Source organism: Brevundimonas sp. (genome assembly GCF_035935935.1).
In the GTDB taxonomy this organism is placed as follows: Bacteria; Pseudomonadota; Alphaproteobacteria; order Caulobacterales; family Caulobacteraceae; genus Brevundimonas.
In genome coordinates this window covers 1-22,091 of sequence record NZ_DASYWO010000004.1, presented here as the reverse complement: position 1 = coordinate 22,091, position 22,091 = coordinate 1, and the positions used below count along the sequence as shown (strand labels likewise).

26 protein-coding genes are annotated in these 22,091 nt (G+C 71.2%); 13 read left to right on the top strand and 13 right to left on the bottom strand.

Annotated elements, in window-relative coordinates; all coding sequences use genetic code 11:
* Nucleotides 1–4 precede the first annotated feature (4 nt).
* Both VGR32_RS03410 and VGR32_RS03405 read left to right on the top strand, forming a co-directional pair.
* Nucleotides 5–1,123: an acyl-CoA dehydrogenase family protein gene (locus VGR32_RS03410; RefSeq protein ID WP_327448056.1), complete on the top strand. Its 1,119-nt coding sequence runs from the start codon at nt 5–7 to the stop codon at nt 1,121–1,123.
* Between the two features lie 2 nt (nt 1,124–1,125).
* Nucleotides 1,126–1,545, top strand: a complete 420-nt coding sequence (locus tag VGR32_RS03405; RefSeq protein ID WP_327448054.1) for a hypothetical protein — start codon at nt 1,126–1,128, stop codon at nt 1,543–1,545.
* Here the strand turns inward: VGR32_RS03405 and dapB are convergent.
* The 3 genes from dapB to dnaK form a co-directional block, all read right to left on the bottom strand.
* Nucleotides 1,542–2,291: a 4-hydroxy-tetrahydrodipicolinate reductase gene (gene dapB, locus VGR32_RS03400; RefSeq protein WP_327448052.1), complete on the bottom strand. Its 750-nt coding sequence runs from the start codon at nt 2,289–2,291 to the stop codon at nt 1,542–1,544. The two genes, VGR32_RS03405 and dapB, sit on opposite strands and share 4 nt — an antisense overlap.
* On the bottom strand, nt 2,288–3,463 hold the full coding sequence (gene dnaJ, locus VGR32_RS03395) for a molecular chaperone DnaJ (protein ID WP_327448050.1): 1,176 nt from the start codon (nt 3,461–3,463) through the stop codon (nt 2,288–2,290). The genes dapB and dnaJ overlap by 4 nt, the downstream gene beginning before the upstream one ends.
* A gap of 164 nt (nt 3,464–3,627) precedes the next feature.
* Nucleotides 3,628–5,538: a molecular chaperone DnaK gene (dnaK, locus tag VGR32_RS03390; RefSeq protein WP_327448048.1), complete on the bottom strand. Its 1,911-nt coding sequence runs from the start codon at nt 5,536–5,538 to the stop codon at nt 3,628–3,630.
* Between the two features lie 249 nt (nt 5,539–5,787).
* Here dnaK and VGR32_RS03385 point away from each other — a divergent pair, with 249 nt between their 5' ends.
* Both VGR32_RS03385 and VGR32_RS03380 read left to right on the top strand, forming a co-directional pair.
* Nucleotides 5,788–6,144, top strand: coding sequence for a hypothetical protein (locus VGR32_RS03385; protein WP_327448047.1), 357 nt, complete (start codon nt 5,788–5,790; stop codon nt 6,142–6,144).
* Nucleotides 6,145–6,218: 74 nt separating this feature from the next.
* Entirely contained in the window at nt 6,219–7,127 is a 909-nt protein-coding gene (locus VGR32_RS03380; RefSeq protein ID WP_327448046.1) for a dienelactone hydrolase family protein, read from the top strand.
* A 103-nt stretch (nt 7,128–7,230) separates the two neighbouring features.
* Here VGR32_RS03380 and VGR32_RS03375 read toward each other — a convergent pair whose 3' ends face one another.
* The 4 genes from VGR32_RS03375 to VGR32_RS03360 all read right to left on the bottom strand — a co-directional run bounded on the left by VGR32_RS03375 (nt 7,231) and on the right by VGR32_RS03360 (nt 10,012).
* Nucleotides 7,231–7,572 (bottom strand): hypothetical protein, encoded by a 342-nt coding sequence (locus VGR32_RS03375; protein ID WP_327448045.1) that lies wholly within the window; start codon nt 7,570–7,572, stop codon nt 7,231–7,233.
* 207 nt (nt 7,573–7,779) lie between these two features.
* Nucleotides 7,780–8,370 (bottom strand): nucleotide exchange factor GrpE, encoded by a 591-nt coding sequence (grpE, locus tag VGR32_RS03370; protein WP_414642891.1) that lies wholly within the window; start codon nt 8,368–8,370, stop codon nt 7,780–7,782.
* Between the two features lie 38 nt (nt 8,371–8,408).
* A complete protein-coding gene (gene hrcA, locus VGR32_RS03365; protein ID WP_327448044.1) occupies nt 8,409–9,479 on the bottom strand; it encodes a heat-inducible transcriptional repressor HrcA in 1,071 nt (356 codons plus the stop codon).
* Nucleotides 9,476–10,012 carry a GNAT family N-acetyltransferase gene (locus tag VGR32_RS03360; protein WP_327448042.1) on the bottom strand — a complete coding sequence of 179 codons (537 nt, stop codon included), beginning with the start codon at nt 10,010–10,012 and terminating at the stop codon, nt 9,476–9,478. The genes hrcA and VGR32_RS03360 overlap by 4 nt, the downstream gene beginning before the upstream one ends.
* A gap of 77 nt (nt 10,013–10,089) precedes the next feature.
* On the opposite strand from VGR32_RS03360, the gene rph reads away from it, so the two are divergent.
* Nucleotides 10,090–10,803: a ribonuclease PH gene (gene rph / locus VGR32_RS03355; RefSeq protein WP_327448040.1), complete on the top strand. Its 714-nt coding sequence runs from the start codon at nt 10,090–10,092 to the stop codon at nt 10,801–10,803.
* Nucleotides 10,804–10,815: 12 nt separating this feature from the next.
* Here the strand turns inward: rph and VGR32_RS03350 are convergent, their stop codons facing one another.
* Both VGR32_RS03350 and VGR32_RS03345 read right to left on the bottom strand, forming a co-directional pair.
* The gene (locus VGR32_RS03350) at nt 10,816–11,598 is read right to left on the bottom strand and encodes an SDR family oxidoreductase (protein ID WP_327448038.1); all 783 of its coding nucleotides are present in this window, start codon (nt 11,596–11,598) and stop codon (nt 10,816–10,818) included.
* Nucleotides 11,598–11,897: a 4a-hydroxytetrahydrobiopterin dehydratase gene (locus tag VGR32_RS03345; protein ID WP_327448036.1), complete on the bottom strand. Its 300-nt coding sequence runs from the start codon at nt 11,895–11,897 to the stop codon at nt 11,598–11,600. Before VGR32_RS03345 ends, VGR32_RS03350 begins: the two co-directional genes overlap by 1 nt.
* Nucleotides 11,898–12,006: 109 nt before the next feature.
* Here VGR32_RS03345 and VGR32_RS03340 point away from each other — a divergent pair, with 109 nt between their 5' ends.
* The 5 genes from VGR32_RS03340 to VGR32_RS03320 are packed head-to-tail and all read left to right on the top strand — an operon-like array spanning nt 12,007 to nt 16,317.
* On the top strand, nt 12,007–12,708 hold the full coding sequence (locus tag VGR32_RS03340; protein WP_327448034.1) for a Crp/Fnr family transcriptional regulator: 702 nt from the start codon (nt 12,007–12,009) through the stop codon (nt 12,706–12,708).
* A 39-nt stretch (nt 12,709–12,747) separates the two neighbouring features.
* Nucleotides 12,748–13,437, top strand: coding sequence for a hypothetical protein (locus VGR32_RS03335; protein ID WP_327448032.1), 690 nt, complete (start codon nt 12,748–12,750; stop codon nt 13,435–13,437).
* Between the two features lie 9 nt (nt 13,438–13,446).
* Nucleotides 13,447–14,223, top strand: a complete 777-nt coding sequence (locus tag VGR32_RS03330; protein WP_327448030.1) for a class I SAM-dependent methyltransferase — start codon at nt 13,447–13,449, stop codon at nt 14,221–14,223.
* On the top strand, nt 14,211–15,809 hold the full coding sequence (gene ubiB, locus VGR32_RS03325) for a 2-polyprenylphenol 6-hydroxylase (RefSeq protein ID WP_327448028.1): 1,599 nt from the start codon (nt 14,211–14,213) through the stop codon (nt 15,807–15,809). Before VGR32_RS03330 ends, ubiB begins: the two co-directional genes overlap by 13 nt.
* A gap of 25 nt (nt 15,810–15,834) precedes the next feature.
* Nucleotides 15,835–16,317 carry a hypothetical protein gene (locus VGR32_RS03320; RefSeq protein WP_327448026.1) on the top strand — a complete coding sequence of 161 codons (483 nt, stop codon included), beginning with the start codon at nt 15,835–15,837 and terminating at the stop codon, nt 16,315–16,317.
* On the opposite strand, the gene arfB is transcribed toward VGR32_RS03320, so the two are convergent.
* Together arfB and htpX are read right to left on the bottom strand one after the other, a co-directional pair.
* Nucleotides 16,318–16,719 (bottom strand): alternative ribosome rescue aminoacyl-tRNA hydrolase ArfB, encoded by a 402-nt coding sequence (gene arfB / locus VGR32_RS03315; RefSeq protein ID WP_327448024.1) that lies wholly within the window; start codon nt 16,717–16,719, stop codon nt 16,318–16,320.
* 25 nt (nt 16,720–16,744) lie between these two features.
* Nucleotides 16,745–17,695: a zinc metalloprotease HtpX gene (htpX, locus tag VGR32_RS03310; protein ID WP_327448573.1), complete on the bottom strand. Its 951-nt coding sequence runs from the start codon at nt 17,693–17,695 to the stop codon at nt 16,745–16,747.
* A gap of 76 nt (nt 17,696–17,771) precedes the next feature.
* On the opposite strand from htpX, the gene VGR32_RS03305 reads away from it, so the two are divergent.
* Together VGR32_RS03305 and VGR32_RS03300 are read left to right on the top strand one after the other, a co-directional pair.
* On the top strand, nt 17,772–17,999 hold the full coding sequence (locus VGR32_RS03305) for a DUF1674 domain-containing protein (protein ID WP_327448022.1): 228 nt from the start codon (nt 17,772–17,774) through the stop codon (nt 17,997–17,999).
* Nucleotides 18,000–18,116: 117 nt separating this feature from the next.
* The gene (locus tag VGR32_RS03300) at nt 18,117–18,770 is read left to right on the top strand and encodes a hypothetical protein (protein WP_327448020.1); all 654 of its coding nucleotides are present in this window, start codon (nt 18,117–18,119) and stop codon (nt 18,768–18,770) included.
* A 3-nt stretch (nt 18,771–18,773) separates the two neighbouring features.
* Here VGR32_RS03300 and pyrF read toward each other — a convergent pair whose 3' ends face one another.
* Entirely contained in the window at nt 18,774–19,490 is a 717-nt protein-coding gene (pyrF, locus tag VGR32_RS03295; RefSeq protein ID WP_327448571.1) for an orotidine-5'-phosphate decarboxylase, read from the bottom strand.
* A gap of 99 nt (nt 19,491–19,589) precedes the next feature.
* On the opposite strand from pyrF, the gene VGR32_RS03290 reads away from it, so the two are divergent.
* Entirely contained in the window at nt 19,590–20,288 is a 699-nt protein-coding gene (locus VGR32_RS03290; RefSeq protein WP_327448018.1) for a MarC family protein, read from the top strand.
* A gap of 4 nt (nt 20,289–20,292) precedes the next feature.
* Here the strand turns inward: VGR32_RS03290 and VGR32_RS03285 are convergent, their stop codons facing one another.
* A complete protein-coding gene (locus VGR32_RS03285; RefSeq protein ID WP_327448016.1) occupies nt 20,293–21,831 on the bottom strand; it encodes a YifB family Mg chelatase-like AAA ATPase in 1,539 nt (512 codons plus the stop codon).
* Nucleotides 21,832–22,091: the final 260 nt, after the last annotated feature.

Sequence of the window (22,091 nt, the reverse complement as noted above, 5' to 3'; positions counted from 1 at the left end):
GCGGATGCCGCTGATCCTGACCGACGAACAGACCATGCTGAAGGAGGCCGCCGACGGCTTCCTGACCGAACGCGCGCCGATCGCGCATCTGCGCACGCTGCGCGATTCGCGCGATCCCGACGGCGTCTCGCGCGAGCTGTGGGCCGCGTTCGGGGAGATGGGCTTCGCCGGCGTGGTGGTGCCCGAGGCCGACGGCGGCTCCGGCCTCGGCGCGGTCGAGGCCGGCGTCATCGCCGAGAGCCTGGGGCGCACCCTGACGCCCTCGCCCTTCCTCGGTTCTTCCGTGCTGGCCGCGACCGTTCTGACGCAGGCGGGGTCGGAGACGCAGAAGGCCTGGCTGGCCCGGACCGCGGCGGGCGAGGCGATCCTGTCCCTGGCCGTGGACGAGGGGCCCAAGCATGCGCCCGCCCGCATCACGACGACGGCGCAGCGTCAGGGCAACGGCTTCGTCCTGAACGGAGCCAAGGGCTTCGTGCTGGACGGCCACGTCGCCGACGCCCTGATCGTCGCGGCCAGGACCGACGGCGGCCTGACCCTGTTCCTGATCGATCCGTCCACGGACGGCGTCGCGATCGAACGCACCGTCATGGTCGACGCCCACAACGCCGCGCGTGTCACCCTGAGCGACGTCCGCGTCGACGCCGACGCCGTGATCGGCGCCGTGGACGGGGGCGAGGGGCCGCTGACCGCCGCCCTGAACCTGGGGCGCGCCTGCGCCGCGGCGTCGCTGGTGGGAGCCGGAGACCAAGCCTTCCAGATCACGCTGGACTACCTGCGCACGCGCAAGCAGTTCGGCAAGGCGATCGGCGAGTTCCAGGCCCTGCAGCACCGCGCCGCCCATCTGTTCACCGAGATCGAGATCGCGCAGGCCGCGGTGCTGGCCGCGCTGCAGGCGCTGGACGCCGGCCGCGAGGACGCCGGTCTTGTCGTCTCCGTCGCCAAGGCCAAGGCCGGCCGCGTCGCCGAACTGGCGGTGCAGGAGGCGGTGCAGATGCACGGCGGCGTCGGCATGACCGACGAGTTCGACGTCGGCCTCTACATGAAGCGCGTGCGCGTCCTGAACGAGCTGCTGGGCGACGCCGCCTTCCATCAGGAGGCGCTGGCGCGGTCGCAGGGGTTCTGACGGTGCGCGTGACGCCCTACGAGGACTTCTATCCGGACTCGCCGGCCTATCGGGAGCTCGTGTCCCTACGCATTCCCGGCGGCTGGACGGTGGGGATCAACAAGCTGCGCGTCGGCATGGACGCCGACCTGACCGAGGTGGGCGGCTCGTCGCAGTTCTATGCGTCCAACCCCGGTCGACGGTTCGACATCGACGTGGAGTTCACGCCGGAGTTCGATCCCGAGGGCGTCTTCGTCATGAGCGTCGGCTATCAGCCCTGGCCCCGCTCGCCGAACGGGCGCCGCCGCAAGGACGTGCCGTTCGCCTTCGACGGCCATGCGGAACTGGTCCACCGGTTCGAGACCCGGTCCTTCCCCGAGCTGATCCGCGAGCTGGAGCACTGGATCGCCCGCTGCACCGTCTGGGTGCGCGAACCGAACTAGGCCTGCCGGAAGCCCAGCACGTCCTGCATGTCGTAGAGCCCCGGCTTGCGGCTGCGGACCCAGGCGGCCGCCACCACCGCGCCCTTGGCGAACAGGCTGCGGTCCACCGCCGAGTGGCTGAGCGTCACCGTCTCGTCCTCGCTGGCGAAGATGACCGAGTGCTCGCCGATGATGCCGCCGGCGCGCAGGGCGGCGAAGCCGATCTCGCCTTCCTTGCGGGGCTGGCCGACGCCGTCGCGCGGGGCCGCGCGCACCGCGTCCAGATCGACGTCCCGGCCGTTGGCGACCGCCTGCCCCAGCATCAGGGCCGTCCCGGACGGCGCGTCGACCTTGCGCCGGTGGTGAGCCTCCAGAACCTCGACGTCCCAGTCGCGGCCGTCCAGCCGCTGGGCCGCGTGCTCGACCAGACCGATCAGGATGTTGACGCCCAGCGAGAAGTTGCCGCTGCGGACCACCGCCACCTTCTCGGCCGCGGCCTCGATCCCGGCCAGCTGCTCCGGCGTGAAGCCCGTCGAGCCGATGACCAGCGCGGGGCCCCCGCGTTCGGCGCAGGCTTCCGCCAGCTCCAGCGAGGCCTCCGGCGTGGAGAAGTCGATCACGACGTCGCAGCGGGACAGGTCCGGCGTCTCGCCGCGGTCGAAGCGGGCGGCCACCACCACGTCGTCCCGGGCGTCCAGCGCCGCCGACACCGCCCGGCCCATCCGTCCGCGGGCGCCGGATATGCCGACGTGCAGCACGCCGTTCACTGGGCGGTCTCGCCGCTGCCGAGGATGTCGGCCCAGAACCGCTTCGCCTTGCCCGTGAAGCTGGAATTCCGCGGCGTCTGCGTCTCGCCCAGCGAGTCCGCGAGTTCCTGCAGCAGCTCCTTCTGGCGGGCCGTCAGGTCGGTCGGCGTCTCGACGAACAGTTCGACCACCAGATCGCCGCGAGACTTGCCGTTCAGGTGCGGCATGCCCTTGCCCTTGATGCGGACCGTCTTGCCGGTCTGGGCGCCGGCGGGGACGGTGACGGGCGCCTTGCAGTTGCCGTCGCAGGCCTGGCTGACCAGACAGGGCGCCTCGATCTCGCCGCCCAGGGCCGCGACCGTCATGGGCACCGGCACGGTGACCAGCAGATCCAGGTTGTCGCGCTCGAACAGGTCGTGGGGCGTCACCGACAGGAAGACGTAGAGGTCGCCGCGCGGGCCGCCGCGCTGACCCGCGTCGCCCTCGCCCGTCAGGCGGATGCGCGAGCCGTCGTCCACGCCGGCGGGAATCTGCAGGTTCAGGGTGCGGGTCTTTCGCACCAGCCCATGACCCATGCAGCTGGGGCACGGCTCGGCGATCATCTTGCCCTGACCGCCGCAGCGGGGGCAGGTGCGCTCCATCTGGAAGAAGCCGTTGGCCGTGCGCACCCGGCCCTGCCCCTGACAGGTGGTGCAGGTCACAGGCTGCGTCCCGGCCTTGGCGCCGGAGCCCTCGCAGGTGGTGCAGGTCAGGGTGGCCGGCACCGAAATCTCGACCTCGGCGCCCTGATAGGCCTGCTCCAGAGTGATCTCGAGGTCGTAGCGCAGGTCCGAGCCGCGACGCGGACCGCCCCGCGCCCCGCCGCCGGCGCGCCCGCCGAACACGTCCCCGAAGGCGTCGCCGAAGACCTGGGCGAAGATGTCGTTGACGTCGGCGAAACCCTGCCCCTGACCGAAGGGGTTTCCGCCCGCGCCGCCCGCGTGACCGAACCGGTCGTAGTGGGCGCGTTTCTGCGCGTCCGACAGCACGGCATAGGCTTCGGACACTTCCTTGAACCTGGCCGACGCCTCCTCCGAGCCGCCGTTGCGGTCGGGGTGGTGCTGCATCGCCAGCTTGCGGTAGGCGGCCTTCAGCGCGGCGGCGTCCGCCGTGCGCTCGACTCCCAGCACTTCGTAATAGTCACGCTGCGCCATGCGGCGGGAACCCTCTGACTCTCAGCCGCCCCTCCGCGTCGTTCCGACGTCTGAAGATCGGCGATGACCGGGCTGACATGGGAACCCGATCCGGTGATGCAAGGCTTAAGAAAAGGCCCCGCCCGTCGGATGACAAGCGGGGCCGTTTCCGGATTTCACACGCCTCAGGCGCTCTTCTTGTCGTCGGAGTCCGAGACTTCCTCGAACTCGGCGTCGACCACGCCGTCGTCGGCCGGCTGGCCTTCGGCTGCGGCGCCTTCGCCAGAGCCCTGCTGGGCGGCGTACATGGCCTCGCCCAGCTTCATCGACGCCTGCGCCAGCGTGTTGGTCTTCTCGCGCAGGGCCTCGGGGTCGGATCCTTCCTTCGCCGCCTTCAGATCGTCCAGGGCCGTCTGGATGGCGGTCTTCTCGGTCTCGCCGATCTTGTCGCCGTGCTCCGACAGGGCCTTCTCGGTCGAGTGGATCAGGGCGTCGGCCGAGTTCTGGGCCTCGACCATCTCCTTGCGGGCCTTGTCGGCCGTGGCGTTGGCTTCGGCTTCCTTGACCATCTTGTCGATGTCCGCGTCCGAAAGGCCGCCGTTGGCCTGGATGCGGATCGACTGTTCCTTGTTGGTCGCCTTGTCCTTGGCGGTGACGTGCACGATGCCATTGGCGTCGATGTCGAAGGCGACCTCGATCTGGGGCATGCCGCGCGGGGCAGGCGGAATGCCCATCAGGTCGAACTGACCCAGGATCTTGTTGTCGGCCGCCATCGGGCGCTCGCCCTGGAAGACCCGGATCGTCACGGCCGACTGGTTGTCGTCGGCGGTCGAGAAGGTCTGGCTCTTCTTGGTCGGGATCGTCGTGTTGCGCTCGATCAGCGGGGTGAACACGCCGCCCAGCGTCTCGATGCCCAGCGTCAGCGGGGTCACGTCCAGCAGCAGCACGTCCTTGACGTCGCCCTGCAGCACGCCGGCCTGAACCGCGGCGCCCAGCGCCACGACCTCATCGGGGTTCACGCCCTTGTGCGGCTCCTTGCCGAAGAAGGCCTTCACCGCCTCCTGCACCTTCGGCATGCGGGTCATGCCGCCGACCAGAACCACCTCGTCGATGTCGGAGGCCTTCATGCCCGCGTCGGCCAGCGCCTTCTTGCAGGGCTCGATGGTGCGGGCCACCAGATCCTCGACCAGGGCCTCCAGCTTTGCGCGCGACAGTTTGATGTTCAGGTGCAGCGGACCCGACGCGTTCATGGTGATGAACGGCAGGTTGACCTCGTACTGCGTCGTCGAGGACAGCTCCTTCTTGGCCTTTTCGGCCTCTTCCTTCAGGCGCTGCAGGGCCAGCTTGTCCTGACGCAGGTCGACGCCCTGCTCCTTCTTGAACTCGTCGGCCAGATAGTCGACCAGACGCAGGTCGAAGTCCTCGCCGCCCAGGAAGGTGTCGCCGTTCGTCGACTTCACCTCGAACACGCCGTCGCCGATCTCCAGGATCGAGACGTCGAAGGTGCCGCCGCCGAGGTCATAGACCGCGATCTTCTGGCCGTCGTTCTTCTCGAGGCCATAGGCCAGCGCGGCCGCCGTCGGCTCGTTGATGATGCGCAGGACTTCCAGGCCGGCGATCTTGCCGGCGTCCTTGGTCGCCTGACGCTGGCTGTCGTTGAAATAGGCGGGGACGGTGATGACGGCCTGGGTGACCTTCTCGCCCAGATAGGCCTCCGCGGCCTCCTTCATCTTGCCCAGGGTGAAGGCCGAGACCTGCTGGGGCGAATAGTCCTTGCCGTGCGCCTTCACCCAGGCGTCGCCGGTGGGACCCTTGACGATCTCATAGGGCACCATGCCCTTGTCCTTGGCCACCACGGGATCGTCCCAGTTGCGGCCGATCAGGCGCTTGATGGCGAAGAAGGTGTTGGCCGGGTTGGTCACGGCCTGGCGCTTGGCCGGCTGGCCGACGAGGATCTCGCCCCCGTCCTGGATGGCGACCACCGACGGGGTGGTGCGATTGCCCTCGGCGTTCTCGATGACCTTGGGCGAACCGCCCTCCATCACCGCGACGCAGGAGTTGGTGGTGCCGAGGTCGATGCCGATGATCTTGGCCATGGTCTGGTCTTCGTCTCCGTTTCGGCGGGCGATGCGGCGGCCTTGGATCAAGCGCCGCGCGTGACCGCCCCCGTGGGTTGGGGTCTGTGGGTGAGAAGCCCCAGCGATCGCGGGGTTTCTCGGGTCAGGCGGCATATGGGAAGCCTGCCCCTCCCCGCAAGGACTCTTTCGTCCGCGGCCCGTCAGGCGTCGTCATTGGCGCGCATCGGTCTTTGGGCGCAGGATGGGGCCAATTCGCCGGAGCCTTAGATGCCGCCTCTTGCCCGCGCCGCCCTGATCCTGACCGTCTGCGCGACGGCCTGCGGCGTGGCGGATGGGGCGCTCGCCCAGTCCCGGTCCCCGGACGCCGAGAACCGGCGCGTGCGCGTACACAATCAGACCGGCGTGGCGGTGCGCGCTCTCAGCGTGTCCGAACCCGGCGGGGGCTTCGGCCCCGATCTGCTGGCGGGCGAGGCTCTTGAGCCGGGCCGCAGCCGCCCCCTGACCATCGACGCCGGTTCGGGCGCCTGCCAATTCACGATCCGTGCGGTTCTCGCCAACGGCCAGTCGCTGGAGCGGCCGGGCGTCAACGTCTGCCGCATCGCCGACTGGTACCTGACGCGCTGATCGGTCACGGCGAAGGGACTCGACGCCCCGACGGCCTGCGGTCAAGGTCACCGCCTCAAAACAGGAGCGCGCCCATGACCGTCCGCCTGACCCGACCGGAAGGCTCGCAGCCGCAGGACTTCGCCCTCAGCCGCCGCGCCCTGGCCGGCGTTTCCGCCGGCAGCCTGTTCTTCGCCGGCTATGCGCCCGCGGCGCTGGCGGCGCAGGCGGCGCCGATCCGCACCGACGCCGAGGGGCTGGAGGTCGGCGACGTGACGTATCCGGCGCCGGACGGCTTTCAGCTGCCGGCCTATGTGGCCCGGCCGCAGGGCGACGGCCCGTTTCCCGTGGTCATCGTCGTCTCCGAGATCTTCGGCGTGCACGAGTATGTCCGCGACGTCTGCCGCCGTCTGGCCAAGGCGGGCTACGCCGCGATCGCGCCGGCCTTCTTCGTCCGCGTCGAGGACCCCGCGCCCCTGTCCGACATGGCGCGGGTCCAGGAGATCGTGGCCGCGGCGAAATACCCGCAGGTGATGGGCGACGTCTCGGCGACGATGGAATGGGCCTCGACCCAGCCCTGGGTCCGCGACGACCGCATGGGCATCACCGGCTTCTGCTGGGGCGGCAAGGTCGTCTGGCAGGCCTGCGCCCGCTTCGCCGCGCTGGACGCCGGCGTCGCCTGGTACGGCCGCCTGGCGCCATCGGCGGAGGCGACGCCCGAACAGAGGGCCGCCGGCGAGCCGTGGCCGGTCGATCTGGCCGACGATCTGAAATGTCCGGTTCTGGGCCTGTACGGCGAGGCCGACCGCGGCATCCCCCTGCCGTCGGTCGAGGCGATGAACACCGCCCTGCAGCGCGCCGGGCGCACGGACAGCGGCATCCACGTCTACCCAGGCGCGCCCCACGGCTTCCACGCCGACTATCGCGACAGCTATCGCGAGGCCGACGCCCGCGACGGCTGGCGCCGGCTGCTGGAGCTGTTCGACGCGCGGCTGAAGGCCTGACGCGGCTGACGGCGCCTGACGTGAACGGCGAGGCGCGTTGACCTCCCGCGCCTCCGGATGTGTGATCCGGTCATGACCGTCGCCTCTCCCTTCGGCCGGATGCTCACGGCCCTGCCCGCCGCTTCTTGGCCGCGCACGGGCCGCGCATGAAGATCCCCGGCTTCCTCACGCCCGTCGGAGCGGCCGCGGCGTTGCTGGCGGGGGCCTGCGGGGCGCCGTACGACCCCGGCCCCGTTCCGCAGAGCCCGCCGGCGGCGCTGACGATGCCGCGCCCGCCGCGCAGCGATCCGCCGCCTCCGCCGCCCTCGCATGCCGCCTTCATGACGTCCTGGCTGGCGCACGTCTGCTGGAACGCGCCCGCGCCCGCCGAAGCCGGATACGTCGACTCCGGGCTGGAATCCGGCTGGCTGCGAAGCGACGTCGGTCCGCCCTGCAGGGTGGCCACACGCGCGCACGCCAACGGTTTGGAGGCGATCGACGCGGCGCTTGTGGAGGCGGCGTCCGCCCCGGGGGCTGCGCCCGGTCGAAGGCAGCGCGCCGGGCGCCCGCCGGATGACCGGCGCGGACGGAGATGCGCTTGCGTGGAGCCATTCTCCCGCCAGCGCCGGGGAATCCTGGCTCGAGATCGAATGGACCGAGGGGCCCTAGGGCCTCAGCCCTGATCGCTGGCCCTGGCGTAGGCTGCGGCGCCCGCGACCTGATCCGACGCCGACGCCGACGCCGACGCGCCGGACCCCTTGGCCGCGACTACGACCATGGCGGGGCGCACCGTGCGGCCGAACAGGGCATAGCCGGCCTGAAGCGTCTGGACGACCTTGCCACCATCGACCTCGGTCGAGGGCTGCTCCATCATCGCCTGGTGCAGATGCGGGTCGAACGCCTCGCCGGCGGCCGGCGCCACGCGCACCAGATTGTTGGCCTCGAATGCCGACAGCAGCGACTTCTGCGTCATCTCCAGCCCGGTGACCAGGCCGGCGGCGGCGCCCTCGGCGTCCTTGGGCGCGGCCTGCAGCGCCCGCTCCAGGTTGTCAGCCACGCCCAGCAGGTCGCGGGCGAAGCGCTGGATGGCATAGGCGCGGGCGTCGTTGTTCTGCGTCTCGGCGCGCTTCCTGGTGTTCTCCGCCTCGGCCACGGCGCGCAGCGCGCGGTCCTTCCACTGGTCGCGCTCGGCGATCAGCTGGTCGATCGGGCCCAGGTCGTCGCCCGGGTGGGCGTTCAGCCCCGCTTCGGCGTCGGCCTCCAGTGCGGGATCGAAGTCGTTCGGGTCGTTGGTCGCGTCGGTCACGTCTCTTGTCCGTCCAGAATTCGGCCCAGCACCCGTGCGGTGTAGTCCACCAACGGGATGACCCGGGCATAGTTCAGCCGTGCGGGCCCGATCACGCCAAGCGCCCCGATCACCCGCTGCCGGCCGGTCATATAGGGCGCCGCGATCACGGCGGAACCCGAAAGCGAAAACAGGCGCGTCTCCGAGCCGATGAAGATGCGCACGCCCTGCGCCGACGAGACGCCGTCCAGCAGGCCGATCAGCTGCTCCTTCTGCTCCAGGTCGTCGAACAGGACCCGCACCCGCTCCAGATCCTCGACCGCCTCGCGGTCCTGCAGCAGGTTGGCGCGGCCGCGGACGATCAGGGCCCGCTCGCGCTCCCCGCCGCCCGACCATGCCGCCAGCCCGTCCTCGACCAGTCGCGCCGCCGCGGCGTCCAGCTCGCGCCGGGCGGCGTCCAGCTCGGTCCGCATTTCGCTGCGCGCCTCGTGCAGGGGTCGGCCCTTCAGCCGGGCGTTCAGGAAGTTCGACGCCTCCTGCAACGTCGACGGCGTGACGCCGGCCTTCAGCGGCATCAGGCGGTTCTCGACCGTGCCGTCGTCGCCGACCAGCACCGCCAACGCCTGATCATGACCGAGGGCGACGAACTCGACGTGCTTGACGCCCGCGTCCCGGACCGGACTGGCGACGATGCCCGCCCCGCCCGCCAGACCCGACAGCAGGGCCGACGCCTCGTTCAGAACCTCGTCGAAGCCGCGCCCCCGCCCGGCCAGACGCGCGTCGATCTCGCGCCGTTCCTCAGCCCCCACATCTCCGACCTCCAGCAGGCCGTCGACGAACAGGCGCAGCCCCGCATGCGTCGGAATCCGCCCCGCCGAAGTGTGCGGCGAGGCCAGCAGTCCCGCCAGCGTCAGATCCTGCATGGTGTTGCGGATCGACGCGGGCGACAGCGACACGCCCGTCATCGACAGGGTACGGGACCCGACGGGCTCGCCGGTCTGCAGATAGGTCTCGACGATGCGCCGGAAGATGTCGCGCGCCCGCTGGTCCAGCACCGTCAGCGGGGCGGAGGCGCCGAGGTACGTCATGCCCGCCCCTCCCACGCGTCGCGCTCCAGCCGCATGACGAGACAGTCGTCGTCGCCGAACATCCGGCGGCCTTCGTCCCGAAAACCCAGCCGGCGGTAGAACCGGTGCGCCGCGACGTTGGAATTCAGCGGGTCGATGACGACGGCCTTCACCTGCGGCTGGGCGAAACATCGATCCAGCATCTGCGCCATCATCTGCGTGCCGACGCCCCGGTTCAGCCACTCCGGCGGGCCGATCCAGACGTCGATCGCCTGCAGGTCCGGCTCGATCTCTCCCCAGTAGTGGCTGGGTTCCGTGTGCGGATCGCAGACCGCCATGACGCCAACCGGCTCGCCCGCGACTTCGGCGATCAGGTAGGTCAGCTCATAGTCCGAGTTCGACAGCTCGTCGGCCCAGTCGATCCCGTCGAACGCCACCTCGGCGTCAGGATCGTCGCTGGAACAGGCGATGACGTGCGGCTGCCGGTCCCACGCCGTCAGCAAGGGCGCGTCGGCGACCGTGGCGGGTCTGAGGGTGACGGTTTCGGGGCTCACGCTTTCAGGATAAGCAGCGCGCGGACTCTGTCCAAGCGGTCTCCGTTCCCTCTCCATTCGATTGTCCAAGGTTCTCAATGCGCCCGTCCGACCGCCGTCCCGACCAGCTCCGCGCCGTCACGCTCGAGACCGGGGTCAACCGCCACGCCGAGGGCTCGTGCCTCGTGGCCTTCGGTCACACGCGCGTTCTGGTCACCTGCTCGGTCGAGGACGGCGTCCCGGGCTGGCTGCGCGGCAAGGGCCAGGGCTGGGTCACCGCCGAGTACGGCATGCTGCCCCGCGCCACCCACACCCGCGGCCGCCGCGAGGCCGCGTCCGGCAAGCAGTCGGGCCGCACCCAGGAGATTCAGCGCCTGATCGGCCGGTCCCTGCGCGCCGTGGTCGACCTGAAGGCGCTGGGCGAGCGGCAGGTGACGCTGGACTGCGACGTCATCCAGGCCGACGGGGGCACCCGCACCGCCGCCATCACGGGCGCCTGGACGGCCATGGCCTCCGCCTTCGCCCACATGCGCGCCGAGGGCGTGCTGAAGACCGATCCGATCCTCGATCAGGTCGCCGCCGTCAGCTGCGGCGTTTTCCGGGACGCGCCGGTGCTGGACCTCGACTACGAGGAAGATTCCGCGGCCGAGGCGGATTCGAACTTCGTCCTGACGGGTTCGGGCTCGATCGTGGAGATTCAGGCCACCGGCGAGAAGCGCGGATTCACGCGCGACGAGTTCGAACGCCTGTTCAGCCTGGCCGAAGGCGGCTGCGCCGAGCTGTTCGTCCTGCAGCGGGCCGCACTCGCCTGACCCGGCGCGGCCCTACTGGGCGGTCATGCCGCCGTCGATCTTGAACTCGGCGCCCGTCACGTACTTCGACTCGTCCGAGGCGAGGTACAGCACGCAGAACGCCACGTCGTCGGGCTCGCCGATGCGCTTCAGGGGAATGCCGCGCGCCAGCTTCTGGTGCGCGGCCCCTTCGTCGCCCCCGGCCATGGCCACGAAGGGATCGAGGATCGGCGTCTTGATGAAGACGGGATGCACCGAGTTGCAGCGCACGTTCCACTCGGCCTTGGCCGCCTCCAGCGCGACCGTTTTGCTGTACATCCACACGCCGGCCTTGGTGGCGTTGTAGGCCCCCATGCCCGGTCCGGCGGCCAGGCCGGCGATCGACGAGATGTTGATGATTGAGGCCGGCGCCGCGGCGCGCAGGTGCGGCATGGCGTGTTTGCAGCCGAACATCACGGAGCGGAGGTTCACCTGGTACTGGCGATCCCAGTTCGCGGCGGTGTCGCCTTCGACGAAGACCAGGTCGCCGCCGATCCCCGCGTTGTTGATCAACACCGACAGCCCGCCCATGGCCGAGGCCGCGCCCCCGATCACCGCAACCCACTGCGCCTCGTCCGCCACGTCGTGGCCGAAGGCGAAGGCGGCGCCGGCGATTTCCGCGTTGATCTCCGCCGCCAGCGTCTCTGCGGCCGCGCCGTCGACGTCGGTGATCGCGACCTGCGCCCCCTCGCGGACCAGCATCCACGCCATGGCCCGGCCCAGCCCGCCGGCTCCGCCGGTGATGAGGACCTTCTTCCCCGCGACGCGTCCGGCCATCAGCGTCCTCCCGCGGCCGCGGCCGCCTCGTCGATGAAGCGCGCCAGGGCGACGTCCCGGTCCGTCACCCCCTCGGCGTCGTGCGTCGTCAGCACGATCTGCACGCGGTCGTAGACGTTGGACCATTCCGGGTGATGATCGGCCTTGTCGGCCCACAGGGCCACGCGCGTCATGAAGCCGAAGGCGGCGTTGAAGTCCGCGAACTTGAGATCGCGCCGGATGGCGGGTCTGTCGCCCGGCTCCTCCCGCCACGACGGCAGGCCGTTCAGAACCCCGCCCACATCCAGCCGATCCGCCATGACGTCCTCCGTTTGCTCCGGCCTAGCGGCGCTCGGCCCCATCCACAAGCGCGGCGGAACACACGGTCAAGCTGGAGCGTTGCCGTACGTCCGCAAACGGGGGTCCGACATGAGCAATCTCTGGATCGAGGCGCTGGAGCCGACCGATCGCCGCCGCATCGAGCCGCACCTGAACGAACGTCCCTTCGTTCAGGGCCAGACCCTGTTCGACGCGGGCGAGGCCGTCGACGAGGTCTGGTTTCCCCTGGACGGCGTCGTCTCCCTCATGACGGTGCTGGCCGACGACCGCATGGTCGAGACCGCCGCCATCGGGCGCGAGGGTCTGGTCGGCGTCACCTGCGGCCCGTTGAACGCCCGCGCGTCCAGCCGCGCGATCGCCCAGATCGAGGGCTCGGCCGCCTGCTGCCCGGCGGACGTCTTCTCCGACGCCCTGTCGAAGAGCGAGGCCATGCGCACCGCTCTGTCGCGCTTCACCGAGAATCTTCTGGCCCAGGTCCAGCAGACCGCGGCCTGCAACGCCCAGCACCGGCTGGACGAACGTCTGGCCCGCTGGCTTCTGACGCTGCACGACCGCGCCGACGCGGACCGGTTCGACCTCACCCAGCAGGACATCGCCGGAATGCTGGGGGTCCGTCGGGCCACCGTCAGCGAGGTCGGCGCGCTGCTGGAGGACCGCAAGCTGATCGCCCGCGGACGCGGCTGGGTCGAAGTGTTGAACCGCGCCGGCCTGGAGAAGGCGTCGTGCGGCTGCTACCGCATGATGCGCGCGGTCTCCACGGACCTGGGAGTTCCCCTGCCGAAGTTCGACTGAGGTCTTGGCAGGACGGCATGCGTCGGGCGAAGCTGCGCCATGGACGCGTCGACCGAAGCTCCGCCGCCGAAGAAGCTCCGCCGCGACTGGCGGCGCTGGGGCCCGCGCGCGGCGTTCGAATGCGCCCTGATCGTGTTTTCGGTGATCCTGGCGCTTGCCCTGACAAACTGGGCCGAGGACCGCAAGGTCGCCGCAGAGGTGGCGGAAGCCAGGGCATTCTTCGTTGCGGAGATTCGTGCCAACCGACAGCTTCTGGCCAGCGACGCCTTCCTGCCGCACCACAGGCGCCTGCGCCGCGTCTTCAACGAGGCGGCGGGCCTCGAGATCCTGACGCGGGTGGAGACCATGCGGGCGTACGGGGCCATGTTCGAGACCGGTCTGCACCTTCCACCGCTTCGGGACGCCGTCTGGCGCAGCGTCGGCTCGGGGGAACTGCTGGGCGAGATGGATCTCGAGGACGTGTTTCTTCTGGCCGACGTCTACGCGGCCCAGGCGCGGGTGATGGGCACGCACGACCGGTTCGTGGCTTCCCTTCCGCCGATCCTGGGCGAGATCGAGCGGGGCGAGGGCCTGCGGGCCGGCGTGGTCGCGGGCCAGCTCAGCCTCGGCGACGTCGTCGCCAGCGAGGAGGGGCTCATCCGGCTGTACGACCAGGCGCTGGCCCGGCTGGATCCGGACGGGGAGACCGCGACCCCGAGGACGCGTGACGCGGCCCCCGCAGGCGGCTAAACCGCGCCCATGACCGACGCCGCCTCCGGGTCCCAGAAGACGTCTCCTTTCGGTTTCCGCGATCTGGAGGCGGGCGAGAAGGTGCGCGCCGTGCGCGGCGTCTTCGAAAGCGTCGCACCCAGCTACGACCGCATGAACGACCTGATGTCGGTCGGCGTGCATCGTCTGTGGAAGGACGCGGTCGCCGCCCGGATGAATCCGCGGCCGGGAGAGACCATTCTGGACGTCGCGGGGGGCACCGGCGACCTGGCGCGCCGCTACGCCGCCCTCGCCCGCAAGGCGCAGGCGCGCAACGGCGGCCCGGACGCTTCGGTGATCGTGCTGGACTACAACGCCGAGATGATCCGCGCCGGAATCGCGCGCGGACACGAGCCGGAGCTGACATGGGTGGTCGGCGACGCCATGGCCCTGCCGCTGCCCGACGCCTCGATCGACGCCTATTCCATCGGTTTCGGCATCCGCAACGTGGCCGACGTGGACCAGGCGCTGCGCGAGGCGCGGCGCGTGCTGAAGCCGGGAGGGCGTTTCCTGTGTCTGGAGTTCAGCCGGCCCACCGCCGCGGCGATCCGGGCCGCCTACGACGCCTGGTCGTTCCGCGCGATTCCGAAGATCGGCAAGTGGGTGGCGAAGGACGAGGACAGCTACGTCTATCTGGTCGAAAGCATCCGCCGCTTCCCCGACCAGCAGCGCTTCAAGGCGATGATCGAGGCCGCCGGCTTCGGCCGGGTCGGCGTCACCAACCTCTCGGGCGGGGTCGCCGCCCTGCATCAGGGGTGGGCGATCTGACCCGTCTGGCCGACGTCGCGACGCCGCCGCCCGCGCCGGTCGCCCAGCCGGTGCGCCGCCCCGTCGATGCGTTTGCGCGCCTGATGCGGTGGGGCTGGGTCCTGCTGCGCCACGACGCGCTGATCCCGCGCGAGGTCACGCCGCTGCTGCCGCCCGCCGCCCGGCTGACGGCGCGGTTCTTCCACCTGTTCGCCGGCCCGCAGTCCCGCGCGGGACGTCCCGGCGAACGCGTGGGCCGCGCATTCGAAAGTCTGGGCCCCGTCGCCGTCAAACTGGGCCAGGTGCTGGCCACTCGCGCCGACATTTTCGGGATTCAGTTCGCCCGCGATCTGGGTCGGCTGAAGGACCGCCTGCCGCCCTTCCCGGTCGAGGAAGCGCGGCGCGAGATCGAGCGCGGACTGGGCCGCCCGATCGAGAGCCTGTTCGTCGACCTGCAGCCGGCGGTCGCCGCGGCTTCTCTGGCGCAGGCTCATCCGGCCATGCTGGCGGACGGCCGCAAGGTGGCGGTGAAGGTGCTTCGCCCGGGCGTGGAGCGGCGCGTGGCGCGGGGACTCGACGCCATGCGGCTGGCCGCCCGGCTGGCCGAGCGCCACGTCGAGCCGTCGCGGCGTCTGGAGCCGCGGGCCTTCGTCGAGATCGTCGCGCGCTCGATGCAGATCGAACTGGACATGCGGCTTGAGGCCGCCGCCGCTTCCGAACTGGGTGAGGTGATGTCGCGCGCCCGCGCCGAAGGCCGCGCCCACATGTCCGCCCCCGCCGTGATCTGGGACGGGGTCGGCAGGCGCGTGCTGACGCTGGAATGGGCGCCCGGCCTGCCGATGACCGATCCGGCCGCGGCGGAGCAGCCGGGGATCGACAGGAACGCCCTGGCCGACAACGTCGTTCGCGCCTTCCTGATCCAGGCGCTGGATCACGGGACCTTCCATGCCGACCTGCACGAGGGAAACCTGTTCTGCCACGCGCCCGCAGAACTGACGGCGGTCGACTTCGGCATCGTCGGCCGGCTGGGCCCGGCGGAGCGGCGCTACCTGGCCGAGATTTTGTGGGGGTTCCTGAACCGCGACTACGACCGCATCGCCCGCGTGCATTTCGAGGCGGGCTACGTGCCGCCGGAGCATTCCGTCGAAGCCTTCGCCCAGGCCTTGCGCGCCGTGGGCGAGCCCGTCATCGGCAAACAGGCGTCGCAGGTGTCGATGGGCCGCTTGCTGGGACAGCTGTTCGAGATCACCGACCTGTTCGACATGCGCCTTCGCCCGGAGCTGATCCTGCTGCAGAAAACGATGGTCTCGGTCGAAGGCGTGGCGCGACGCCTGAACCCGGACCACGACCTGTGGGCCGCGGCAGAGCCCGTGGTGGCGGCGTGGATCCGGCGCGAACTGGGCCCGCAGGCGCAGGTCCGCGATCTGCTGGAAGAGGCGCGCGCCGTTCTGAAGGCGCTGGCCCGTCAGGCCCGGACCCCGCCGCCGCCCGCCGTGATCGTCGAGGCCGCGCCGGCGGCGCGATGGCCGGGCGTGGTCGCGGTGATCGGGCTTCTGGCGGGAGCCTCCGCCCTCGTTCTGTCGTTTTGGCCCCGCATTCTCGGATGACAGGGTTCGTGTCGGGAGTCTCGTGATGATCAGGGTTTTTGCCGTCGGCGCCTTCGCCGTGACCGTACTCGTGGCCGGCGCCGCCGCCGCGCAGGAGGAGACCGTCGCCGCCGGACGCATCCAGAACACGTTCGACGCCAACGGCCGGCCGACGCCGCGGGCGACGCCGGCGCGCACCGAAGCCGACGTCCGCTCCGAGCCGGCCATCCGCGCCTTCGTCGGGGGTCTGCAGACCGGCACGGTCGACTGGAGCGTCTTCACACCGAACGTCGTGGAGCAGCTGCGGCCCGCCGAAGCGCAGATGTCGGAGGCGGTGCGCGGTCTGGGCGCGCTGGAGAGCGTCGAATTCTTCCAGCATCGCGACGGCGCCGACCTGTTTCTGGTGCGCTTCGCCGAGGCGGACACCCAGTGGATCATCGGCTTCGACGAGGCCGGCAAGATCGCGGCGCTGATGTTCCGCCCCGCGCCGCCGATCCAGCACACGCCGGAAGCCGCGCCGGCCGAGTGATCAGTCGAGGGCAGGCCGGCCGCGGCCCGACTTGATGCCCGCGCGCGCCGATTTCGCCTGAAGGCGGCGCTCTTTCGAGGCGCGGGTGGGGCGGGTGGCGACGCGGCGGACCGGGCGGACGGCGGCCCGGTCGATGAGCTCGTGCAGGCGGTCCAGCGCATCCTGCCGATTGCGCTCCTGCGTGCGGAAGCGCACCGCCTGGATCACGATGACGCCCTCCGTCGTCAGTCGTGAGCCGGCCAGCCGCATCAGCCGCTCGCGCACGTCCTCGGGCAGCGTCGGCGAGCCGCGCGCGTCGAAGCGCAGCTGCACCGCCGTCGAGACCTTGTTGACGTTCTGACCGCCCGGTCCGCCGGCGCGGAAGAAGCGGAACTCCAGCTCTGACTCGGGCGGACGGATCATCGCCCCATCATGACGCGCCCCGTCGTCAGCCCCAAGGGCCGCGCGGCCGGTCGAAGGTCGTCGGCACGCTGGTTCCCACGGGCGCGGCGGCCAGGACCGTCGACGTCGCGGGACGCGGTCGCACGCCAAGCCGATCGGCCATCTCCATCAGCGCACGCACGCGATTGCCCGTCGCCGGGTGGGTGGAGAACAGGTTGTCCGCGCCCTTGCCCGCCAGCGGGTTGATGATGAACAGCTGGGCCGAGGCGGGATTGCGCTCGGCGGTCGGATTGACGATCCCCCGGGCGTGCGCCTCGATCTTCTGCAGGGCGCTGGCCAGGGCGTGGGGATCGCCGGCGATCTCGGCCCCGACGCGGTCGGCCTCGTATTCGCGCGAGCGGCTGATGGCCATCTGCACCAGCGCGGCCGCCATCGGCGCCAGCAGCATCAGGGCGATCGTCCCCACGATCCCGCCCGGCCGCTCACGGTCGCCGCCGAAGATCAGGGCGAAGTTCGCCAAGGCCGAAATCGCTCCCGCTATGGTCGCCGTCACCGTCATGGTCAGGGTGTCGCGGTTCTTCACGTGCGCCAGCTCGTGCGCCATCACCCCGCGGACCTCTTCCCGGGTCAGGAGGTCGAGCAGACCCGTGGTGGCGCACACGGCGGCGTTCTTCGGGTCGCGGCCCGTGGCGAAGGCGTTGGGCTGATCCGAGGGGATGATCGCCACCCTGGGCCGCGGCAGCCCGGCGGCCTGCGCCATCTCCAGCACGTCGGTGACGTAGGCGCGGACCATGGCGTTGGGGTGGCTCTCGTCCACCGGCTGGGCGCGGTAGAGGCGGAGCACGATCTTGTCGGCGTTCCAGTAGCTGAACAGGTTCATGGCCGCGGCGATCGCCAGCGCGATCAGCATGCCGTTCACGCCGCCGATCCACAGGCCGACGGCGCCGAACAGGGCGGTCAGGGCGGCCAGCAGGACGAAGGTCTTCAGATGATTCATCATGGGTCCGGGGTCGCGCGGGGCGGCGGGCCCCATTAAATGAGATCGCGCCCCTTCCCCTCAAGAGACCGCCCCTGTGACCGAAGCGCCCACCATGCCGGAGCCGAAGCTGAACCCGGACGTGCCCGGCGCCCGGGGGGACCGGCCCCTGACGGCCGTGGAGCGCGCGGCGCTTATGGAGGCGGAGGACCGGCGCCGTTCCGCGGTCGCCGCGGAACTGCCGCCCGAGGACGGCGGCCCGCGGGGTCCGGAGCCCACGCGTTACGGCGACTGGGAGAAGAAGGGTCTGGCCATCGACTTCTGACGCCCGGAGATCGCTCCACGGGCGAAATCGACGGCTCGGGCTCGCCCGGATCAGGATTTCCGAACCGGGCGGCGCGAACGGCGTTAACGTTTCCGCAATCGCGCGGAGGAGGGACCCATGCGCCGCATCGTCTTCGGAGCCCTGACGGGCGCAGCCGTTCTGGGGCTGGCCGCCGCAGCCTCGGCGCAGTCGGCCTATCTCGATTACGGTCAGCCGGCCTATGGCGGCCAGGCCTACGTCGCCTATGGCCAGTCCGGCGTGCAGGACCATCGCTACGCCTACGGCGGTCAGGTCGCGGTCGAGACGCGCGGCGCGGCCTATGCGGCGACGGGCGCCTACGCCGACGGGCGATCCGGCTACGGCTACGGCTATGAGAGCTACGGTTACGACGACGGCTATGGCCGGGGATGCCGCGACCGGTGCGGCGGGCACTACCCGCCTCCGCCGCCTCCGCCCGCGCCGCCGACCCACGGCTGCCATGACCGCTGCGGCGGTGGCTACGCCTACGGCGACGGTTATGCCTACGCCGGGGGATACTCATACTCCCGGAGCACCCGCTGGACCGACCGGCGCGGCCACTGGGGCCGCTACCAGCCGTGGGGCGGGCACGACAGGGGCGGACGGTACGGCTACAGCGTCGGGCACGACCGGCGCGGATACTACGAGCGCGACGGCTATCACGACGACCGCCCGCCTTACGGCCGCGACCGCCGCGGGCGTGATCGTCACGACCGCGGCTGTGACTGCTACACCATCCTGGACGACCGCTGAGGGTCAGGCCGGCGGCTGGATCATCTCCGCGGCGATGCGCGCGGCGGCCATGATCGGCGAGGGGTCGGACAGGACGGGGCGCGCGACCACGACGTGCGTCGCGCCCGCCGCCAGCGCCTGCGACGGCGTCGCCACGCGCTGCTGATCGCCGACGTCCGCGCCGACCGGCCGGACGCCCGGCGTGACGATCAGGAAGTCGGGGCGCCCCGCCTCCGCGGCGATCTGCCGGACCCGGGCGGCCTCCAGCGGGCTGGAGACGACGCCGTCGACGCCGCAGTCCAGCGCCTGTCGCACGCGGCTCTCGACCAGCGATGCGACGTCGTCGGAATGTCCCAGCTCGACCAGATCGCGCCCGGACAGACTGGTCAGCACGGTGACCCCGAGGATCTTCGTGTCCGCCCCCGCCCCGTCGCGGCCCTTGACCGCCGCCCGCATGACCTGCGGATGCGCATGCACCGTCAACAGGTCGCAGCCGCCCTCGGCCACGGCGCGCGCCGCGCCTTCGACCTGGGCGCCGATGTCGTGCAGCTTCCAGTCCTGGAACACCATCTTGCCGCGGCCGCGGAGCTCATGGGCGAAGGCGACGCCGCCGGGCCGCGCCAGCAGGCCGAGGCCGATCTTGTAGCTCTCCACGGCGCCGCCGAGATGTTCGACCATGCTGCGGGCCGCCTCGATCGAGGGCAGGTCGAGGCCGACGATCAGGCGCGGGTCGGCGAGCACGGGCGAGGTCATGGCGATCCTTTCGGGCGCGGGGGTGGACGCGCAGGTCGTCGTCCGCCCTTATGGCGGTCAGGCTGAATTGTCGGGCAAGGGGATCAAATGGACGCCGTCGATCTGGGGGTCAACCTGTTCGTGGCGCTGTTCGCCCTGGTCGATCCCATCGGCAACATCCCGATCTTCGCCGCCGCCACGGCAGGGGCCAGCCTGCGGCAGCGCGCGTCGCTGGCGGCGCTGATCTGCATCTTCGCGGCCTTCCTGCTGGCCTTCTTCTTCCTGACCGGCCTGTCGCTGCTGCAGTTCTTCGGCATTTCGCTGGCGGCGTTCCGGATCGCGGGCGGCATCCTGCTGCTGCTGCTGGGCCTGCACATGACGGGCGACGACTTCCTGAAGAGCTTTCACGACGCGGACGCCGGCGCGGATCTGGCCGACGTCCGCGGCTATGCGCGGCGGCGGTTCCAGCGTCTGGTCGTGCCGTTCGCCATGCCGCTGATGATCGGGCCAGGAGCGATCTCGACCATGATCATCCAGGCCGGCGAGGCCGAAAAGATCGGACCGGCGGCGCAGGCGGCGGGGTACGTCGCCATCGCGGCGGCGGCCTTCGCCACCTTCGTCTGCTTCGCCCTGACCGGGCCGATCAGCCGGGTGCTGGGCGAGGTCGGCATGGCCATCATCGTGCGCGTGCTGGGGCTGATCCTGTGCGCCCTGGCGATCCAGTTCATCCTGATGGGCCTGTCGGAAGCCCTGCCCGGAATGATTTCCTCCGGCGTCACAGCGCCCTATCCGACCGGCGGCCACTGACGGTTCAGAAGGCGGGCGCCGCGGCCCGCCGGTCGAAGTCGTCCTGGGCCGCGACGGTGCTGCGGCGGTACATCAGGGCCTCGGCCACGTGCGTGCGGCGGATGCCGTCGGCGCCGTCCAGATCGGCGATGGTGCGCGCCAGCCGCAGCGTCCGGGTCCAGCCGCGCGCCGTCAGGCCGGCCGCCTCGCCCGCCCGGGACAGCAGGGCGCGGCCCGGATCGTCCGGCGTGGCGAAACGGTCCAGCGCCTCGCCTTCCAGACGTGCGTTGACGCCGCCGGACCGGGCGGTCTGGGCGTCGCGGGCGGCGGCGACGCGGGCCGCGGCCTCGGCCGTGCCCTCGACCGGCGACGGCAGCGCCATGTCGGCGGCGGTCACCGGCGGAACCTCGACGGTCAGGTCGATGCGGTCGAACAGGGGACCGGAGATGCGCCCGGCATAGTCGCGCTGGCAGCGCGGGGCCTTGCCGCAGGCCCCCTTGCCGGCGCCGCCCAGCCCGCAACGACAGGGGTTCATCGCCGCCACCAGCTGGAAACGCGCCGGATAGCGGACGTGGGCGTTGGCGCGCGCCACCGTGACCTCGCCGGTCTCCAGCGGCTGACGCAGCGAATCCAGCGCCTGCGGCGAGAACTCGGGAAGCTCGTCGAGGAACAGCACGCCGTTGTGCGCCAGCGAGACCTCGCCGGGACGGGCGCGCAGTCCCCCGCCGGTCAGGGCCGCCATCGAGGCGGAGTGGTGCGGGCTGCGGAACGGACGGTCCCGGGCGATGGCGCCGCGCTCGATCATGCCGGCCACGGACCAGACCATCGACGTCTCGAGCAGCTCCTGCGGCGTCAGGGGCGGCAGGAGGCCCGGCAGCCGCTGCGCCAGCATGGACTTGCCGGAACCGGGCGGCCCGACGAACAGCAGGTTGTGGCCGCCGGCGGCGGCGATTTCCAGCGCCCGCTTGGCGCCCTCCTGACCCTTGACCTCGCGCAGGTCGCGCACGGCCTCGCCCTGTCTCAGCGGGCCGGGCTCGGGCTGGTACAGGCGCTGCGTGCCCTTGAAGTGGTTGATCAGGCCGATCAGCGAGCGGGGCGCCAGGATCCGGGCGTCGCCGGCCCAGGCCGCCTCGGGGCCGTTGGCCTCCGGACAGATCAGGCCCATGCCCATGGAGGAGGCGGTCACGGCGGCCGGCAGGGCGCCGCCCACCGGCGCGGTCTGGCCGCTGAGGCCCAGTTCGCCGACGGCGCACCAGCCGTCCAGCGCGTCCAGGGGAATGACGCCCATGGCGGTCAGCAGGGCCAGCGCGATCGGCAGGTCGAAATGACTGCCCTCCTTGGTCAGGTCCGCCGGCGCGAGGTTGGCGATGATCCGCTTCGGCGGCAGGGCCAGACCGATGCCGGCGAAGGCGCCGCGCACGCGCTCGCGGCTTTCGGCCACCGCCTTGTCCGGCAGGCCGACGATGGTGAAGCTGGGCTGGCTGGCGTCGATCAGCTGCACCTCGACGTCCACGCGCCGCGCATCGACCCCGTCGAACGCCACCGTCACCGCCCGCGCGACCATCCGGCTCCTCCCGCCTCTCGACCGGAACAGAACATGAACTAACGGCGTTTGGCAAGACCTCGCTCAGGTGGGAGGGCGTGCCGAAGCGCCCCGCCGCGGGACGGCGAGGTTGGAGGGCGGGCGGAGCGCCGGGCGCGAAGCCCGGATGCAGAAAGAAAATACCGTTTCGGCTTCGCGTGACGCTCCGCGCGCATGGTTTTCCGGAAGCCCGCGTCGGGTGGCGCTGTTCACGCCTTACCGCGGTCGCCTCCGGCGGGCGG